This window comes from bacterium, from assembly GCA_026708055.1.
Classification (GTDB): domain Bacteria; phylum Actinomycetota; class Acidimicrobiia; order Acidimicrobiales; family CATQHL01; genus VXNF01.
The window spans coordinates 1-18,592 of the sequence record JAPOVS010000075.1 but is presented as its reverse complement, the minus strand read 5'-3'; the positions used below and the strand labels follow the sequence as shown (position 1 = coordinate 18,592).

15 protein-coding genes are annotated in these 18,592 nt (G+C 67.0%); 7 read left to right on the top strand and 8 right to left on the bottom strand.

The genetic code is table 11. From position 1 onward, the window contains the following. Positions 1-174: 174 nt before the first annotated feature. The 4 genes from OXG55_15745 (at position 175) to OXG55_15730 (ending at position 2,746) form a co-directional block, all read left to right on the top strand. Positions 175-882, top strand: a complete 708-nt coding sequence (locus OXG55_15745) for an ion transporter (protein MCY4104688.1) — start codon at positions 175-177, stop codon at positions 880-882. Continuing rightward, positions 879-1,220 carry an exonuclease domain-containing protein gene (locus OXG55_15740; protein ID MCY4104687.1) on the top strand — a complete coding sequence of 114 codons (342 nt, stop codon included), beginning with the start codon at positions 879-881 and terminating at the stop codon, positions 1,218-1,220. Before OXG55_15745 ends, OXG55_15740 begins: the two co-directional genes overlap by 4 nt. Positions 1,221-1,310: 90 nt before the next feature. Continuing rightward, the gene (locus OXG55_15735; GenBank protein ID MCY4104686.1) at positions 1,311-1,556 is read left to right on the top strand and encodes a hypothetical protein; all 246 of its coding nucleotides are present in this window, start codon (positions 1,311-1,313) and stop codon (positions 1,554-1,556) included. A 179-nt stretch (positions 1,557-1,735) separates the two neighbouring features. Next, on the top strand, positions 1,736-2,746 hold the full coding sequence (locus tag OXG55_15730; protein MCY4104685.1) for an NADP-binding protein: 1,011 nt from the start codon (positions 1,736-1,738) through the stop codon (positions 2,744-2,746). Between the two features lie 196 nt (positions 2,747-2,942). Here the strand turns inward: OXG55_15730 and OXG55_15725 are convergent, their stop codons facing one another. The 7 genes from OXG55_15725 to OXG55_15695 all read right to left on the bottom strand — a co-directional run bounded on the left by OXG55_15725 (position 2,943) and on the right by OXG55_15695 (position 14,882). Next, the gene (locus OXG55_15725; GenBank protein ID MCY4104684.1) at positions 2,943-3,575 is read right to left on the bottom strand and encodes a hypothetical protein; all 633 of its coding nucleotides are present in this window, start codon (positions 3,573-3,575) and stop codon (positions 2,943-2,945) included. Between the two features lie 226 nt (positions 3,576-3,801). Beyond that, positions 3,802-6,759 (bottom strand): DUF499 domain-containing protein, encoded by a 2,958-nt coding sequence (locus OXG55_15720; GenBank protein ID MCY4104683.1) that lies wholly within the window; start codon positions 6,757-6,759, stop codon positions 3,802-3,804. Between the two features lie 18 nt (positions 6,760-6,777). Beyond that, positions 6,778-9,519 carry a DUF1156 domain-containing protein gene (locus OXG55_15715; protein MCY4104682.1) on the bottom strand — a complete coding sequence of 914 codons (2,742 nt, stop codon included), beginning with the start codon at positions 9,517-9,519 and terminating at the stop codon, positions 6,778-6,780. Between the two features lie 55 nt (positions 9,520-9,574). Then, on the bottom strand, positions 9,575-10,042 hold the full coding sequence (locus tag OXG55_15710) for a hypothetical protein (GenBank protein ID MCY4104681.1): 468 nt from the start codon (positions 10,040-10,042) through the stop codon (positions 9,575-9,577). A 13-nt stretch (positions 10,043-10,055) separates the two neighbouring features. Then, positions 10,056-10,580 carry a hypothetical protein gene (locus tag OXG55_15705; GenBank protein MCY4104680.1) on the bottom strand — a complete coding sequence of 175 codons (525 nt, stop codon included), beginning with the start codon at positions 10,578-10,580 and terminating at the stop codon, positions 10,056-10,058. Beyond that, positions 10,577-11,437 carry a hypothetical protein gene (locus tag OXG55_15700; GenBank protein MCY4104679.1) on the bottom strand — a complete coding sequence of 287 codons (861 nt, stop codon included), beginning with the start codon at positions 11,435-11,437 and terminating at the stop codon, positions 10,577-10,579. The genes OXG55_15705 and OXG55_15700 overlap by 4 nt, the downstream gene beginning before the upstream one ends. Positions 11,438-11,504: 67 nt before the next feature. After that, the gene (locus tag OXG55_15695; GenBank protein MCY4104678.1) at positions 11,505-14,882 is read right to left on the bottom strand and encodes a helicase-related protein; all 3,378 of its coding nucleotides are present in this window, start codon (positions 14,880-14,882) and stop codon (positions 11,505-11,507) included. Positions 14,883-15,228: 346 nt separating this feature from the next. Between OXG55_15695 and OXG55_15690 the strand changes: the two genes are divergently transcribed. The 3 genes from OXG55_15690 to OXG55_15680 all read left to right on the top strand — a co-directional run bounded on the left by OXG55_15690 (position 15,229) and on the right by OXG55_15680 (position 17,085). Next, a complete protein-coding gene (locus OXG55_15690; protein MCY4104677.1) occupies positions 15,229-15,996 on the top strand; it encodes an SDR family NAD(P)-dependent oxidoreductase in 768 nt (255 codons plus the stop codon). Positions 15,997-16,045: 49 nt separating this feature from the next. Continuing rightward, positions 16,046-16,789: an SDR family oxidoreductase gene (locus OXG55_15685; GenBank protein ID MCY4104676.1), complete on the top strand. Its 744-nt coding sequence runs from the start codon at positions 16,046-16,048 to the stop codon at positions 16,787-16,789. A gap of 104 nt (positions 16,790-16,893) precedes the next feature. Beyond that, the gene (locus tag OXG55_15680; GenBank protein ID MCY4104675.1) at positions 16,894-17,085 is read left to right on the top strand and encodes a type II toxin-antitoxin system prevent-host-death family antitoxin; all 192 of its coding nucleotides are present in this window, start codon (positions 16,894-16,896) and stop codon (positions 17,083-17,085) included. Here the strand turns inward: OXG55_15680 and OXG55_15675 are convergent. Beyond that, on the bottom strand, positions 17,066-18,190 hold the full coding sequence (locus OXG55_15675) for an ATP-binding protein (protein ID MCY4104674.1): 1,125 nt from the start codon (positions 18,188-18,190) through the stop codon (positions 17,066-17,068). The genes OXG55_15680 and OXG55_15675 overlap by 20 nt on opposite strands. Positions 18,191-18,592 lie beyond the last annotated feature (402 nt).

Here is an 18,592-nt window from a genome sequence, read left to right as displayed (position 1 = left end):
GGGCGTCCGCGGCATTCTTGAGCAGTCTGCTCGCGCACAACGCCAGCAATTCACGCAAGGTTCTGTCGTCGGACTGATCTGTGTGCCCGTCTCCCTGGGGCGCTTTCGCCCAGAGGAGTGTCACAACCCCCTGCTACTTTGGCGCGCCGTGCAGGCGCCTGGGGATCCGGCTTGATGTCCGGGCGGATTCTCCGGGATCCGTTCGACATCGCCACGCGCCGCGGGCGCCTCGTCGAGGGCGGGCTGGCGCTGGTGGTCCTGGCCTCCATCGGAGTTCTGGTGGCCGAGACCACTGTCGATCGCTCCTCGACTGCCTTCCATTGGCTCCGGACGGCGGATTTGGCGATCTGGGTGGTGTTCTGCCTGGAGTACGCGGCTCGGCTGGTCGCCGCTCGGCCGCGGCGCAGATACATGTTCTCGTTCTTCGGGCTGGTGGACCTGCTGGCCGTGCTGGCAGGGGCTCCGGGCCTCGTGGGGCTTCGCTCAGTCAAGATTCTGCGGATCCTGCGGGCCGTGCGCGTCCTCAAGCTGGTGCGGCTCAGCAGCGCCATCGACCGCTTCAAGGCGGCGTTCACCGACATCCGCGACGAGCTGACCATCTATATGGGCGCCACCGCGGTGCTGACCTTTCTCGCCTCCTACGGCATCTACGAGTTCGAGCACGAGGTGAATCCCCACTACGGCAACATCTTCGAATGCACCTATTGGGCGGTGGCCTCCATGACCTCCGGCGCCGAGGGCTACGCGCCGACGACCGTAGGCGGCAAGCTCCTAGCGATGGTGCTCGTGTTGTTCGGCCTGGGCATCGTCGCGGTGCCTTCGGGCCTCATGGCCTCCGCGCTCGCCAAGCAACCCAATCCCGGAAGCGAGGACGGAGAATGATCAAACCGGGTGCCCGGATGGAGCGTTTCGCCGTTCTCGACACCGAGACCACCGGCTTCGCCCGGTCGGACAGGATCGTCGAGATCGCTCTTCTGACCGTCGTCGCCGGTGAGGTGGTGGACGAGTTCGACACGCTCGTGCAGCCCGGTCGGGATCCCGGACCAGTGCATGTCCACGGGATCACTCCGGCCATGCTGCAGGCGGCGCCGCGGTTCGCGGATCTGGCACGGGATATCGCAGCGCGGCTGAACGGCTCGGTCATCGTGGCCCACAACATTCACTTCGATCTCAGGATGCTGAGAGGTGAGTTCGAGCGGATCGGAGCGGCCTTCGACTGAGGCCGACCTGGCGAGAAGAGTCGCCCGTTCGCTCGATCTTGCGTTCGAGGATCTGAGTCTCCCGACAACCGGTCCGCCCGTCGTGGGCTCGTGCCCGGACAGCGCGTCTGCTTCACCGGCACTGGCAGAATCGACGGCAGGGTGATCGCGCGGGATGCGCTCGAGGGCGCCGCCTCCGCTGCCGGGCTGGTGCCGGTCGCTGGCGTGACCCGCAAGTGCGCTCTCCTTGTCGCTGCCGACCCGCTCTCGCAGTCGACCAAGGCCCGCAAGGCCCGCGAGTACGACATACCTGTGCTCTCCTGCGAGGACTTCCTGGAACTGGTCGAGGGACACTGAGCGGGAGAGTCGGTCGCTGAGCCCGGCACTCAGCTCCCGACCGGCGGCTCGGGGCAGGGTGTTTCGTCGACGCCTCATCGCGGCGGGGTTAGTGTCGCGGGGACGCGGTCGGGACATGGTGCCGGGTTCGCTGCAGCTGTAGCGGCGACTCCCTGCCCGGAGTGGTTGCGAGGTGCGCGATGAGTGAGATCCGACTCGTGTTGTGCGGCGTCGGCGGCGTGGGGCGGAACGTCGCCCGGCTGGTCCTCGGCCGGCATGGCGGGGACGTGGTGGCGGCCTGCAGCCGCAATCCCGCCCTGGTGGGATCCGACATCGGCGAGTTGGCGACCGGGGAGCCGATCGGCGTGACCGTGACCGATCGGGAGACGGCGCTGGCGGTGCCCGCCGACGTGCTGCTCATCGCCACGACCTCGTTCGTCGCCGAGGTCGCCGACGAGATCGCCGCCGGGGTGGACGCCGGGCTGAACGTCATGTGCACCGCCGAGGAGATGGGCTACGCCTGGGCGATCGATCCCGACTTCTCCGCCGACATCGACGCCAGAGCCCGCGCGGCCGGCGTCACCGTCATAGGCGCCGGGGCCAACCCCGGCTACATCTACGAAGTGCTGGGCTTGGCGCTGACTGGCGCGGCCTGCCGCGTGGACCGTATCGAGGTGCGCCGGGTGGTGGACCTGTCGGGCTTCAGCCACACGGTGCAGCGGCGCCTCGGGCTCGGCTTCGACCCCGACGAGCACGCCGCCGGCGTGGCGGCCGGGCGCATCTACGGCCACATCGGCTACCCGCACACCATGCGTACCTTCGCCCGGCGCTTCGACACCAGCGTGGATCGCTTCGGTGAGACGATCGATCCGATCCCGGCGACCGAAGCCATCGACACCGTGGCCGTGCCGATCGCCCCGGGCCAGTCCGCGGGATTCAAGCAGGTCACCTCGGGCTACACCGTCGACGGCGACGAGCCGTGGTTCCAGGCCACGTTCCTCGGCCACGTCGACTTGGCCTCCATCGGCCTGGCCCCCGAGGACTCCTACAATGTCATCGGCGACCCGAACCTGCACGCCGTCGTCCGCCCCGGCTTCAACCCCCAGGCCACCACGATGGCCGTGCTGGTCAACCTCATCCCCCACGTCGTGGCCGCGCGCCCGGGCCTGCTGTCGGTCACCGACCTGCCCATCCCCGCCCCTTGGGGCTGACCGGCCGTCCCCAGAGCCGTGGGAGCACTCTGGAGAGGATGATCTCTTGGGCTGACGTAGTCCGCTCTGGAGGGGTGAACCGAGCGTGTTGGTAGAGAATTGCCAACCGTCTATTGCCAACAGCATCGCCCGGAAGCTCATCCAACGGGGTGCCTCTCGCCGGAATCACTCATCGCTGAGAACCGAAGCTCCGGTTTCACGCCTGCTTCACTCGCCCCGACGAGAACCAGTGGACGAGGAGTGCCGCCGTATGAACGATCATCTCGCATCGTTGTCCTGTTACGTCAAGCGGTTCATTGGGGTTTCCGTGTCGGAGATGGCCCTTCCAGACTGTAGTCATCAGGTTGATGACTATTTCTATCCCATCGAGGTCTGGGGAGGTCAGATCTGTGGTCCATTTCATGGGCTTGGCTTTCATTGCCGCAATCATTGTGCCAAGAGTCGCTCTCGAATTGTTTGGTTCAATTGTGTCTCTGGCAGCTGCTTCGATAGCTTTTGCGGCCTCCACACATGCAGAGTTAAGTTCGGGGTCGCGTGAGAAGGCCAGTGACCAAGCTCGCTGCAGGTGTTCAGCCGCTCTTGTGCGACTGGATACAACATCCTCGATTAGGGTTGTGATTTCTGACGGCTGACGGTAACCGAGTTCGTATTCAAGGTCCTTGATGTGAAACACATCGTAGACACTGCGGGCATCGGCCAAGTGAGACTTCAGCGTTCGCGCTGAATCGTGGGGGTTGTGCTCGATGTAGGTATCCCGTTGCCGCACGTCGGGATAGCGTAGCGCATGATCGATCGCGTCCAGAAGGAGTTCCTCGTCCTGGCAGAACAAGTTCAATAGACTCGAACAGTCTCGTGGAAGCGTGCGCTCAGTCAAGCGTGCCAGGTGCTCTGTGCGTTCAATCCTTACGGAATAATCGATTGTAAAATATTGCGCCACAAAGTCCAGCAGGGAGTTCAGTAGCCCATTAGGTATTCCCGCTCGCAGAGCGAAGAATCTCTCCAGACTCTCAGGGTTCTTTCGCCGCGACCAAGGCGGCCTTGGAGTCATCTGCGCCTCATATGGGGGTGACGTTTACACTGGTTCCGGCTTCTTTGGCGAGGGCTTCGAGCCTATCGGCGTCGGCTTGTTCGCCGGTGATGGTGACCATGGTCGTCTGGGTGATGTGTTCGACGATGCCGTCGTCGATGCGGTTGGTGAGTTCGCGCAGGAGATGGACGAACTCTTCGGAGGCGGCGTCGGGGTGGAGCGCGGTATTGATGTTGAGGGTGATCTGCCAGTGCCTCTTGGCCGGGGCCGTCGGGGCCGCTAAAGGTGGGGGTTTCGGCTCTGGCCCGGGCTCGACGCAGATACAGGCGTCTACGGGCCGTTGGCATTCCTGGCAGGTGGGATGACCCTCGCATTCTCGTGAGGGCTTGCCGCAGGCGGGGCAGGTGGCCCTGTGGATTCTGATGCTGTACGACGAGAGGTTGATGTCGCCGCCGGTGTGGACCTCATGGAGCTCGCCGCTCGGTCCGATGAGTTCCAAGTCTCCGCTCTTGATGGCGTCGAAGAGGGCGTCGCGCAGTTCGCCGGCTCCGGAGAACAGTAGCGGCTTGTGGGGGCTCGACCAGAAGCTGTCGCGCATCTCTGACAATGGTCGGCCGTAGTCGTTGTCTTTGAAGTTGTGCAGCAGCACACCGCGGTCGAACTCGCCTTCGCGGAACGCCTTGCGCTCTTCGCGCAGTTCGCCCCAGACGTCTGCCCCGCTGAGGGCGCTCTGGGTGTCCTTGCGGAGCCGCAGGAAGGCAATGTCGCGTTGATGTTCGCCCTTTGGGGCGAGATAGACGATGTGCTTATAGCACTGGCGCACCATCTTGTCGAGGCGCTTCTTGGCTTCATCGGCTTCTTCGCGTGCCCGCTTTCCCATGTCGTCGTCGGCTTGAACCGCGGGAAGCGAGGCGACTCGTTCACGGGCCAGCCATTCGGCTGCAAGGCCTCGGGCCTGTTGCCGCACCGCGGTGTGGGAGCACGCGAAAACCGCTGATGATGCCCATTGAACGCTCATCGGATCTGGGCCGACGCCCATCGCTGACTGCAGAGACTCGCGGGTGGCGGAGTCGTTGCCGTTGAACAGGGAGAACCAGCGGGAGTCGAGCACCACTAGCCTGGTCTGATGCTTGTCGTCAACGCCTGCCTGCTCGAGCACCCCGCGGCAGTCTTCTGTGGTGACTTCGTCGGCTTGGATCGCGCCGCCAGCCACCGTCACGATCTTGTCGAAGGGCCCCGAGGCGGCGATTTCGAAGGCTCGCTCGGTGACTGCCGCATCGCGGTCGGCTTCGCTTACAGTCTTCTTCTCGGCGCGGGTGAGCATCGCGAGGGTCTTGCGTGTCTCGAACACCCACCGCCTCGCAGCGCCGCCGCGGCCGGGCAGCACGTCAACCGACGCCAGACCGTCGTCGGTCTCAAGAAGCTGAGTGGCTACTGCCTCGGCATCACCGGGACCGTAGCTGCCTCCAGGAACGAACGAAGCGGCTAGCAGCTCCGGCTCGGCGGCACCGCGCGCGCCGTTGGCGCGGGGGCAGAGCGACCGAAGGAACAGCGCGGTGGCCATACGCTCAGCTGGCCTTGGGTTGTGCAGCGTCCAACTTTCGTCCCGGACTGTGTCGAGGCGGCGGGCCGCTCCCCGCTCGGGGTTGTGCGGGTCGATGATGTCCACGCTGGCGACCTCGCGCAGGTTCGCCTGGGTCTTGTCGTCGGCGACAAGGCCCGAGCTGAGCAGCGACTCCCGCAGCAGGTTGGACTGCAACGGCAGGTCACCGGTGTCGATGAGTTCGGGTGCCCACTCGCCCGCGGTGGCACGGCTCGCCTGCTCGTGCGCCGCGGATGCGAAGACCCTGATGATGGAACGCACCCGCTGGAACCCGGCGTGCTGTGCCCATTCGTCCTCGGCCAGCGCCATGAGGTCGGGGTGGAACGGGTAGCAGCGCTCGACGCGCCGGCGGAACTCCGAGTCGCTGTAGCCGCGGAGCTTCTTGATCACCTTGGCCTGCCATGAGGCGCTCATGCCAGTGAGGAACCGTTCCGCTGTGGCGCGCGCGGCGTCCACCGGCGCTCGGGTGGCGAACAGGCGGCGTCGGATTATCTCCGCGAAGTCGCCTCCACCGGTGACAGAGGTGGTGCGAGCGTTGCGGGTCAGCAGGGCCTCCATCTCGGCGCGGTGCTTCTCGCCCTCGCGGTTCATGGCCATGTCGTCTTTGTCCGAGGCGATCATCACCACCACCGCGACGCAGTTGGGCACATCGTTGACCACATCGAGCAGCACCCTCAGGAAGGCCATGTCCAGCACCGCGCCGTCGGGGTTTGCGGCCGCGGTGACCCTGACGTAGTCCATGATCTCGTCGATCAACACCAGCACGGGTCGGTCGACGCTGCTCAGCGCCTCGGCCATCTTGGCCTTGCTGGTGATGTGCGCCTTGAACTTGTCGTAGCGGTGTCCGTCTTTGTCGAAGAGACGCCACAGGAACCGCTCCCCGAGCCGGTTGGCCGGTCCAAAGTCTTCCTCGGCGGCGGTGGTGTTGTCGCAGTCCAGAACAACGCAAATCGGGTTGCCGAGGTCGGCGCGCACCTGTCCCCGCCCGGCGATGTCCTCCGCAGACGACATCACCTTCCTGCCGAGGTCGCAGAGAGCCAGCGTCTCGGGGTGCGCGGCGAGATGCCATAAGCCGATGAGACCGTGCGACTTGCCGCCGCCCATCGCCTGGTTCAGCCGCCACATGGCGCTCGTCCGAGTCGAGCCCGGCACTCCGAGGCGCACCGCGACACGCGCCATCAATTCCACAAGGTTCCCCGTCGGATGGGTTATGTCGCCGTAGTAGCTGGCGTCGGCGTAAGGGGTGCGCCCCGCACCGACTCCCTGCCTGCCGAACACGGCGTCGTGAAGCGACATCTGCACATCGTCGATTGCGCCGTCGCTGGCTGTGACCTCGTCGCGTAGTGCGATGACTTCCCACCACGGCGCGCTTGTGCTGGACATGGACTCGTCCTCTCTCTGCTAGAAGATCGTGCCTTGCGCCGCCTCTGAGGTCATGCGCTCCCGTTCTCGCTCCTGCGCGTCGCGGGCGCGCAGCGCACGGTCACAGATGAGGTTTCGTTGCCGCACCACCCACGTCCAGGTCTGCCCGTCGCGGTCGCCTTCGCCGACGGCGCGGGCCAGTGCCGCCATCGCCGCCCACAGCATCTCGTCGTTCTCGCGGTCCAGCGCATGCAACGCCTCGGCGATCTCCGCCAGGGCGCGGCCCTCGGCTGCTACCGCTAGCGCGATGTCTACGACGGCGCTGTTGGCATGCAGGTCAAGCTTGTCGGCGATCTCATCCCCGAAGGCCAGCCTCGGCCCGCCCTTGACCTTTTGGATGATGCCGCCCACATCCTTCTCGGTCATGTCGTATGACAGCCGCTGCCACCGCGCCTCGGAGCCCGCTGCCACCCGCCTGCCGTGCTGGCGCGCCCAAGACAGCGCGAAGCGGGTGCGCTCATCGAAGTCGGCGAGACGGAACTTGTCAATGCGCACATCGGCGGCCTCCTCCACGGCCTTGTGCGCCAACCCCAGGAAGTGCTGTATCGGCACCGGGGCGCCCGTGAAGTCGCGTACCTCGCAGTAGCGGCCCACAACCTCCATCGCCGGGGCAATCGCCGCCATCCGCTGGTCCGAGTCGGCCAGCCCGTCTGCGGTCCATGCCGGCACACGATTCGCGATCTCCGCCCGCACCGCGTCGTCCACGTATCGCACATCGCCCACAGGGCGGTCCGCGGCACCGGCGCGGCAAGCCATCACGATCGTGTTGTCGATGTACTCGCCGGTCTGCTTGCCTCCCTTCTCGGTGCTGCACGGCCACGACCCCGTAAGCACCAGGCCCGCGTCGGAGACCGCTGTCAGCACCCTCGCCCATGCGTCGGGGTCGCCGTGGCCGAACACGATGGTCACCACCCCGTCAGCAGTGACCTTTCGGCGCGCCTGCTCGAATGCCTTGGTAATGCACGACCGGTAGTTGGCCTCGCTGCGGTGGTCGTCTCCGACCGAGCCGAACCTGATGACCGCCTCCTCGGTCTTCTCCTGCAGGCCGTGAGGATCGGTCGTGGCCCCGAACCAGGGATGCGCTGACCGCAGTGCCCGCTTCAGCCAGACATACATCAAGTCCGACGAGTCGCAGTAGTTGATCATGGCGTCGTAGGGCGGGTCGGTCATCACCGCATCAAGAGAGCCGTCCGGCAGCGGCAACTCGGTTGCTGTGCCGCGCTGGATCGTGGCGCTACGTCCTGCGTTTCGCGCGACCTGTCTCCCCATGTAGCGAACCGTCTGCGTGGCGAAGGAAGCCCACGTACCAGGACCCTTCCCGCAGCCAGTCTCGAAATAGTCGAAGCTGTGCGAAATCCCAGAGTCATTGAAGAAAATATGGCCAACTGCTTGCTCCGGTATCTGAAGTGTCGCGCTCCGACTGCTGTATTTCATGCGCCTTGCGAGATTGGAGCTCCCATAGCTGGCGAGCGCCGCGGCGTACTCGATGCTTGCTCCTCCCGCCACTAGCTCCCCGTGCAGGCCGTCGATGATGCGGGCCAACCGCACGAACCCGAGCGTCTGGCGGGCGTTGCACAACTCGCCCCAGGATCGGTAGCCGTAACCGGCCGGGCCGATGAACGCCGACAGGCCGGGATCGAGTCGCTCGGTCGGGACTGCGGGCAAACCGCGTCCGAAGGGAGGTTCTGTTGCCAACGCAGCCGCTACCGGCACAATGGCGTCGAGATCGGCCGCTGCTGGCGCCCGGTAGCCCTTGCCGACGGAGTCGTCGCAGTCGGCGACCGCGAGCATGGCGTCGTCCTTCAGGCCGTCGCGCATCATCCGCTTGAGGGTGTCGAGGGGATGAGGGTTGGAGCAGAAGCAGCAAACGCCGGTCTTGCCCCTGCGGCCGGGGGTCTTGACAAGCGTCGGCGCGCCCTCAGGCGGCCCGTCGTGAACCTCGGTGTGGAACCGACCCGTTGACGCATCTGCGACGATCCGATAGGACTGGCCTGGATCGGCGGGCTTTGGGTGTCTGCCGGCCTTGGCGGGTCTGGGTCTGCGAAGTTCGAGGCTGCCGGTGAGCGGGAACCGGTTGCCGCAGTTGGTGCAGGGCAGCGTGACCGCCCACACGTAACCCCAAGGGCGTTTGCCGTTCACGACCGGGTAGAACTCGCCCATCGCGTCCTCGTAGCGCTGCCCCACTAGGTCGAGCACGAAGCGCACGTCGCGAAGCAGCCGCGGCTCGGTGAAATGTCGAGCTTCGTGGTCTGGGTAGCCGTCAAAGGGCAGGCCGGGCTCGCAGTCCCAGTCGCGCAGCGGATACTCGGCCAGCAGCTTGCCCGCGAGGGTCGCCACCGGCGAGTAGTCGATGCCCCACGACCGCACGCCGAGCCGGGCGGCTTCAAGGGGGATCATGGCCCGTCCCGAGAACGGATCACACATACTGGCACCGTCCGGGTAGTGCTTCGCCAGCTCCTTGCGCAGCTCGCTGTTGCTGGCGTCGTAGCCCTGCATCGCTCCGCGAACCAGGCGCTTCAGACGCTCCTGCTCGTCCTTGTGCTCGTCGTCGGGCCAGGGCAGCAGCGAGCACACGACGGCCGCTTTCGCCTGAGCCAGCGGGCGCGACGCGAACCAGGTGAACAGGCTCTTCTCGGCGAACCCGCTACCCCAGCCCCTTCCAGCGCACTGATAAGACACCTCGCCGCAGGGGAACCATCGTTCGATCATCCGTGTGGTCATGAGACGGCTCCGTCGTCTCGGCCTTTCCGCCTGCTCACACGGCAAGCGCGCCGAGTCACCTTGCGCTCGCTGATCGGGGAGGCGGCACCACGATGACCGAATGGCGAGCGAGTGCCTTGCTCTGACCGTTCGTCTTCTTGCGGCCTGACCGTGCGAACACGAGGCAGTGGGCGGGGCTGTCCGGCAGTGGATCTCGTGCCACGCCCTGGCCTTCGAGGCGGGCTTGCCCTGCGGTGATGCTCGCGACTCCGTATCCGCCCCGCCAGCGGCCGTCCTCCACCAAACTCGCCGGATCGATTCCGTCGCGCTGGAGGACCGAACCGAGATACACCGAGAGCGCTACGGCCGGGTATCCCATTTGCTGTGCCCGTAAAGGAGGCTGATCCTGGAACGCATTCGTCCGCGCCCGCACCGCGGTCTCGCCATCCCAATGAACGGTGTCGTAGCGAACCATCCGGTACAGGACGTCGGAGTCAAGAACGGTCGGATCGTCTTCGAAGACATCACAGGGGTCTTGCAGCACGCCAGCAGTTGCATCAGGTCAGGCGGACAATGTGGGACAGCGCCTCGGACAAGTCGGCGAGGTGATCTCGGACCGGTCCCTCTGCCTCGATCCGGGCCGTCTTGAGGTACACGTTCACGCAGCCCCGGGAAGGGAACTCGATGATGATCTCGGCGCCGTCCGCGTCCCACTCGACCAGGACTCCCCCTTCCGTCGAAGCCATCACGTCCGGGCGCAGCGCGCGAGGAGGCCAAGTCTCCACGGTGACGAGGAACTCGTGGGCGCGAGTCAACGCCTCGCCAGAAGGTGCCAGGGCGCCATGACCGTCCCAGTCGTCGCCCAGCGACTCCATCTCACGCAGCGTGCCGTATGCCCAGCCGGCCGACAGCACGGGCGGTTGCGGTCGCTCCGGGGCCGCGGCGACCCGAGTGAGGGCCGGGCCGTTCGCGAAATGCAGGGCCTCGTCGGCCAAGAATCCCGATGTCGGCCCGTAAGCTGCTGTGACTGGCCAACTCGTACTCAGCAGACGGCTTCCAGAATGCGACTCTGCGATCGTCACGGTGCGGCTCCCTTGTCGGACTCTCCGTCCTCGCGTTCCCATTCGGCGTGCATCTCCAGCGTGGTCAGATCCGCGAAGGCGCGCACGATCCACTCCCGCGCGAGATGGGCGAACTCTCGAACGCCCTCCAACGAAGGCGACCTCGGGTTGCCTCTCGCCGTCAGCGTCAGAACCAAGAGCGGATGCAGGCGCTTCTCGTGCCACGCGGGACTGGCCGAAACGCTCAGCCAGCCTGCTGGTGTGTCGCATCCGGACTGGCCGATTCGAAAGTCCAGACCGGCGTGACAACGCTCGGCGGGGCCCAGAAAGCCGTCAGTGAACTCATCGTCCGCGGCCAGGAACGACAGCGCCCGAGCGGGGTGTCTGTGCAGCGCCGCAGCGTCGTCCAACTCGATGTGGTTCAGGTAGGTGACCTCGACGCCCCCGAACCGGAAGTCGCCGCCGCCGAAACAAGTCTCCGCGAGCCGAGCACGGCGCTCGAACGTGTCCCAGCGGCGCGGCCAGCGCGGATACTCCGCGTCTTGGGACGCCTTGCGCCAGTTGACCGCGATCCAGTCTGTTTGCACCTGCACCATCTCGTCGCCCGCAGCGTTGCGCATCATGTGTCGCACAGGCGGAGCCCCTGAGCCGAGCAAAACATCCAGCGAGGCTCCGACAGGCGTCTCAGCAGGGTCGGCGCGCTCGGGGCGAACCTTCACAGCGGGCATCGCCTCCTGCACCGACAGACCCTCAGCCGCGAGGGCGGCCGCGAACTTGCCCAAGGCCTGAAGTGAGTGAGGCACCGCGCCGACCATCTGCGCGCCGATCACCATCTCGACAACGGGCGGGCGTCGAAAGCTGGGCAGTGCCGCCTGCATCCTCTGATGCCCTTGCGTCACCGAGACGACTGTAGCAGGCGCAAGCGTGAAGGCTGCGGGAACCTGATCACGAGATGTCGCCCTGCTTGCCGAGGGCGGCTTTGAGTTCGCTGCCGGGCAGTCGCCACAGCCGGACGCCGGTGAAGCCTCCTTGGAACGTCTGGATCGGGTTCTGCCACGCGCCGTAGAGGTTTCCGGTGCCGTCGGCGCATTGGTCCACCACATACAGCCAGTAATCGTCTCCGAGTTGTGCGGCCTGCGCGAGTTCGCCTCCGGTGAGGGCGATGCCGGTGGCGGACGCTCGACCTGCGCGCCCTTTGACCTCGACGCATCTCTGCTCGGCCCCTCGCACGGCGTGTAGGTCGTAGCCGCGGCCTTGGGTGTGCACGTCTTCGACGTGCCAGCTGTCGCCCTCGAGGAGGTCTGCGACCAGGCGCATCGACACCGCTTCGCTGGCAGCTTGTTCGTCCGCGGCCTCTTCGGGTTCGTCGCGTGCGGCGGAGGCGACGATGTGTGCCCATCCGACGCGCCGAGGCTCACCTCGTGTGACTCGCGCGGCGGTCTTGGCGTCGTTCAGTCGGTGGCGGATGGTCGATTCGATGCGTGCTCGGGCTGTTGTCCTGCGCTTGGCGTCGGGGATCTGGTCGGTGAGGTCGTTCGGCAGGCGCCGCAGTTGGTTGGAGAGTTGCTTGACCCAGCCGTCAAGCATGGTGGCGCGCCGGTCGCGTTCGGCGTCGGCCGCTCGGACGGCCGCGGTCTCGGCGGTCTCGGCGGTCTCGATTGAGAGCGGGACGGGTGCCAGGTCGGGCGCAGCGGCGAGGTTTGGCAGCGTGTCCCATGACACCGGACGCGCCGAGCCGGTGCCGTCGACGCGTATGAGCCATGACGCCGTGCTGGTGCGTTCACGGTGCCGGGGGTCCGTGCTGTCGGAGCCCTCGGCGATGTCGCATTCGTAGACGAACAGAGTGCAGTCATCGCGGGCGCTCTCGTCGTAGAGGGTCGCGCCCTGCCACATCTCCGGGTTGACCCGTTCGCGCAGGCTACCGATGAGCGCTGCAAGTCCAGGGTCGCTCGGTCCGAGCATCACCGCGTCCGCGGCGCGCTTGCGGCCGCCGGCGATCGCCTTGTGGCGGGTGTCGGCTCGGGTGGCGACAAGGGCGCTGCCGTCGCTGGGGTGCAGCGCTTCGGGGAGTTGCCAGCCGTGCTCAGCTTGTGAGGCCGTCAGGTAGTAGAAGCCCTCGTCGTCTACGGGAGCGCGGCTGCGTCGCAGCAGTCCGCCGTCTGCGATGCGGACTAGGAAGAGCTCGACGATGATCGGATTCACGCGGGCGGTGTGGTCGTCGTGGCAGGCGGCATTGGCGGCTGCTTCGTCGACTCTGGTGCTCAGCGCACGCACCTCGGCGTAGTAGTCGTCACGGGCCTGCCGTATCTGCTCCAGCGTCGGCCAGTCTCCGCCGACCGATGCGCCGGAGTCGGTATCGTAGAAGAGCCGAAGCAGTCTCTCGGGCTCGTAGGCGCCGGCGCCGGTGCGGATGCGCTCCATGATGGCGTTGAGGCTGTCGAACATCTTGCCGTCGAGTTCGTTGGCTGCCTCTATGAGCCGATCCAGCAGCTTCTCGTGAGCCTGTCCCTCTCGGGTGCCGAGCGCGACGAGGTTGTAGAGGTTGACCTTGTGCTGCTGGCCGATGCGGTGGATGCGGCCCATCCGCTGCTCCAGGCGCACCAGCGACCACGGGATGTCCCAGTTCACGAGCACGTGCGCGGCCTGCAGGTCGATTCCCTCGTTGCCGGCGTCGGTGGAGACGATCACCTCGAAACCGCCGTCCATGAACCGCGCCTGGATAGCCGCCCGCTCGGCGTGGTCCAAGGTGCCGGAATACTCCTCGGCGGCGAAGCCCTCAGCAATGAACATGCGCACCAGCCACTTGGCGGTGTCCGCGTACTCGGTGAACACCACGAGTTGCTGACCTGAGCCGGCAGCGACGCCGTTGCCGCGCAGGCACTTCAGCATCGGTGCCCACTTGGAGACGTCCAGGTCGCCGAGCGTCAACTGCCCGGAGCCGGACCCGAGCAGCGGTTGCAGTTCAGCCAACAGCGAGTCGATGGCTTTCTTCTCCTCGCGGGCGTTGACCGAGCCTGCGGCAACGACCCGCTCCTCTCGCTCGTCTTCATCGTCGGGATCGTCCTCACCGCCGAGCACGTCCGCGGTGCCCATCTTGGCCAAGCGTCGCCGCAGTGTCTCTCTCAGCGCATACAACGAGGAAGCGGACCGCTTGCCGTACACCATGGCGGCGAGGGCACGGCCACGCTCATGGAAGTACTCGGCCACCAACTCCTGCGCCCAGTCATAGAAGCGCTGCTCGTCGGAGTTCATCGGCACCCTGATGTTCTGCGCCTCGCGTGCCTTGAACAGCAGGCTGCGCGAGTCGTAGTCGACTAGCTCCTCCTTCATGCGTCTCAGGAAATGCAGCGGCCCCGGCTTCAACGGCGCGCCGGCCCGGGGCTTGCCGCTGTCAGGGCGCGGACGCTTGGGCAGGCCGCTGTCAGGGCGCGGACGCTTGGGCAGGCCGCTGTCAGGTGCCCGGCTCGTCGGGAACACGTCGGGGTCGACAAGGTGCAGCAACTCCCGGAAGTACCACTCGTCACCCCGATGGGGAGTCGCGGTCAGGAACACCGCGTGGGGAACCTTCGCGGACAGCTCCCTGCCCACCCTGTAAAGCGTCTCGGCTGTTGGCGTCATACGGTGCGCCTCGTCAAAGATGATGGCGTCCCATCCCGCCTTGTCGGGATGCAGCGCCTCGCGCACCGTCGGATTCACCGCGGCCAGGTTCAGCGACACTACCCACAGGTCCTCGCCCGGCACCGACAGGGCTCGCTGGCGGACGGTCTCCGCGGTCACCTCCCTCAGCCCTCCGCCGAAGAACCTCTCGAAGTCGGCCCTCCACTTGATCGCCAGATGCGCCGGGCAGACCACCAGGGCCCGCTTTACCAGGCCCTTGCGCTGCGCCTCCCGCAGCCACAGTCCAGACATGACGGTCTTGCCTGTGCCGGGCTCATCGGCCAGCAGGAACCGCAGCAGCGGCTGGGTGATCATCTTTCCGTACACTGCCGCCATCTGATGCGGCAACGGCCGCAACGTGGTGGACGCCAGCACCGTAGAGCCGGCCGAGCGGACCGCGCTCAGCATCCACTCGTTCCACAACCCAGCCAGTACCACCTCGGGTGCCGCTGCACCGTCCTGGGTGACCACCCGGATCTGTTCGACGCGAGCCTGTGTGAGCGACACTTCGCGAACAGCGTCGCCGTCAGCGACGAACAGGTCCACACCGTCAGCTCGCCGTTCGATCCCTCGAAGCACGACGACCCCTGCCTCGCCCGGCAACACGAGCCGCTGGCCCCGCGCGAGCCCCTCGGCGGCGACAGCCTGCCTCACCATCCCGACCATGCCCCGACCCCTCCGCCACAACCGACACAACGAGGCCGCGTTATGGTGCCGAGCCGACTCGAGACACCAGAGATCGTCATGTCGCTTCCGCGGCCCCAGGGTCGACGTCGAACCTCAGCAGTCTTCCACACCGGCCTCGCGGTGCGGCGGCGAGCGCAACTCCCGAATACCGGAGGCGCGATTGACGCCGAAGCCGTCGCCGCTACCCGTGCGAAGCTTGCACGGTCCGAGTTCGAGGAAGGAACGCGGCGAGGATGAGTTCTCGAGTGAGAGAGCGCCCGCTCTGGACCGGTGGGCCGACCGTGCCGAGCCGGGGCTGCTTAGAACGACCGAACAGGAGGCAACGATGAGCGACTCGAGTGGACCCGAGCGGGTGGCGCTCCTCACCGGGGCGGGCGGCGGTCTGGCCGGCGCCGCGGCCCGCATCCTGGCCGAGCGGGGCGGCTACCGGCTCGCCCTGGTGGACAATCGCACCGACGCCCTGGAGGGGACGCTGAGCGATGTGCGGGCGCTGGGCGCCGAGGCGCACGGCATCGTCGTGGACCTGGGTGACGCCGATCAGGTGGAGTCCGTGGTGCCGCAGGCGGTGGCGCACTTCGGGCGGGTGGACGCATTGGTGAACGCCGCCGCCGTGCTGTTCCGCACGCCGCTGGAGGAGATCACCGGCGAGCGGTTCGACTTCGTGTACCACATCAACGCCCGGGCGCCGCTGCTGCTGATGCGCGCCGCCATGGCCGACATGGCCACCCGCGGCTGGGGGCGGGTCGTGAACGTCACCTCCACCGGCGTCTACGAGGGCGGGTTCACCACCACCTCGCTGCTGTACGAGACCACCAAGGGGGCTGTGGCGGTGATGACCAAGATGTTCGCCAACTTCGGGGCGGCCGACGGGATCCTCGTCAACACGGTCTGCCCCGGAGCGATGCGCACCCGCATGCTCACCGAGCAGACCGACCCGGCGCTCATCGAGGTGGCCGAGCGTGAGATGATCCCGCTGGGCCGTCTCGGCGAGCCGCAGGAGGTGGCGGAGATCATCGTCTGGCTGCTCAGCGACGCCAGCAGCTACGCCACGGGCGCCGAGTTCGACATCACCGGCGGCATCGCCCTGCACTGAGCAGCCCCTTTGAGCCGCACCTCCGAGCCGCGTCGCTAGCGTCTGCGGGATGACGGGGATGCGCAGGTTCGAGGGGAAGGTGGCCGTCGTGAGCGGTGCCGAGGGCGGCATCGGCGGCGCCACGGTGGCGCGGCTGGCGGCCGAGGGGGCGACTGTCTGGTCCGCCGTGCTGCCGGGGCTGGAGCCGCCGGCCGGCCACCCGGCCGTCGAGGTGGACGTGACCGTCGAGGCGCACTGGACCGCCGCGTTGGACACCATCGTCGAGACCTCCGGGCGCCTCGACGTGCTCGTCAACAGTGCCGGGATCCTGGGAATCGGCAACGCCGTGGACACCAGCCTCGAGCAGTGGCACCGCGTGCTGGACGTGAACCTCACCGGCGTGTTCCTGGGTTGCCGCGCCGCCATTCCCCACATGCGCCGCAGAGGCGGCGGGGCGATCGTGAACCTCAGCTCCTTCGCCGGACTGCGCGGCCTCGTCGGCATGGTGTCCTACGCCACCTCCAAGGGTGGCGTCATCACCCTCACGCAGTCGCTGGCCAAGGACCACGCCACAGACGGCATCCGGGTCAACGCCGTGTGCCCCGGATCGGTGAACACCCCGATGATCGCCGCAGTGGTGGCCGCCTCCGACGACCCCGAGGCGCGCCGGGCGCGAACGATCGAGGGCTACCTGATCGAGCGGCTCGGAGAACCCGCCGAGATCGCCGCCGCCATCGCCTATCTGGCCAGCGACGACGCCTCGTTCATCACGGGTCAGGCCCTACCCGTCGACGGCGGCCGCACCATCCACTGAAGTGCCCCACGGCAGTGGTGTCCTCCGCCGACGAGCGGGGACTTCGGTCTGCCAAGGGGGAGACAGGCCCCGGGCGGCCTCACCTTGATGCCATCGTGTAGCTCATGGAGTCGATCGGTGTGCGCGAACTTCGCCAGCACGCCAGCCGGTGGCTGCGGCTGGTCGCGCAGGGCGAGACGTACAGGGTCACGGTCCGGGGCGTGCCGGTGGCCTACCTGTCACCGCTTCCTGAACCGGGCGACACGCTGGCGCGTCTCGTCGCGGAGGGTCGCTGGGTCACCTTGTGTTGTCTCTGATGAATGAAGCCATCCCGGGAACGGTGAAGGCCACGAGGCCGCGTGCGGGGGCATAGACGAGGCCGCGACGGATCAGGTGGTCGCGGCTGGTGCTCAATTCCCTGTGCGACTTGCCGACCCGGGCGGCGACGTGCCCGCTCGGCACCGTGCCGTCGGCTGTCTCCTCGGCGGCCATCGCACTGAGGTAGGCCTTCTGGGCCGGGGTGGCCCGTTCCCATCGCGGCCCGTAGAAGCTGTCCCGGAGTTCGCCCTGCGCCGCCAGGACGCCGACGCGGGCGTCGTCGTCGGCGATCACGTTGGGGCCCGGAGCACCGTCCCAGATCTGTTTCCCGAAGACTTGCAGGAAGTACGGGTAGCCCTCGGCGGCGTCGACGGCGTGATCGAGCCCGTCGGGCTGCCAGGTGACGGCCAGAGCCTCAGCAGGGAGCCGGAGCGCGTCTGCGGCCTCCGATCGAGTGAGCGTCCCGATTCTGCGGTAGGCGAACAGCCTCTCCGCGTACGTCTTGGCCTCGGTGAGCAGGGCAGGCAGGTTGGGAAGGCCGGCGCCGCAGACAGCCACGGGGAGCCGGAGACGATCCGTGCGGTGCGCGGCCCCCGCCAACGCGGCGATATCGGATCGAGGGACTTCCTGAAGCTCATCGACGAGCAACAGCACACCGGCGCCGAAGTCGGCTGCAGCTTCGCCCAGGTCGGTCAGCAGTTCGGAAAGATCCAGCTCGAGGTCGCCCGAGTCGGCGCGCCCGTCCAGCGGATCAACATCGATGCCTATGCCGATCGAGCCGTCGGCCGACGCCTGCAACGAGAATGACTTGAACGCCCGGAGGGCGCTTCGGAGTCGAGCGGAGGTTCGGTGCCGCAGCGACGTGGCGCGGAGCGAACTCGTCAATGCCTTGCTCGCCAGGAGGCGAAACGGTCGGTCCGAGTCGGCCTCGATGAAGGCCGACACCCAGCCGCGCCGGTCGGCAGACGAGCGGAACTCCTCCAACAGCACGGTCTTGCCGACGCCTCGCAGTCCCGTCAGGAGGACACCACGCTCAGCGCGTCCCGCGGCAATCCGATCGAGCACCACCTCGAACATGGCCAACTCGGACTCGCGGCCGGCCAGTTCGGGTGGCCGCTGCCCGGCGCCGGGGGAGTACGGGTTCTGGACGGGATCTACGCTAGAAAGTCTATCAGTGTCTACGAGAATTCTTTAGACAAGTAGAGCGTGTGATAGACAGGACTTCGCAAGCGGTCCTGTCGGGCGCGCCGAACGGGCGATCCCGGGCCACGCGGCGCACGCACGACCGCCTCCTTGCGGACCGCTGGCGAGTCGTAGGTGCTGGTGGCCGTGCGAGGGTCCTCCTGCGAGCGGACGACCGCCCGCTCGCGCTTCGCTGGCGGGCCGCGGCCACAAGCAGGCCGGCACTTCGGTCGGCTCGGGTTCCTACCCGGCGGCCGGCGCTAAAAGGACGCCCCAGCAGGTGATGGCGCCGTCGCGGTCCAGCGCGCACGAGTGGCCGCGGCC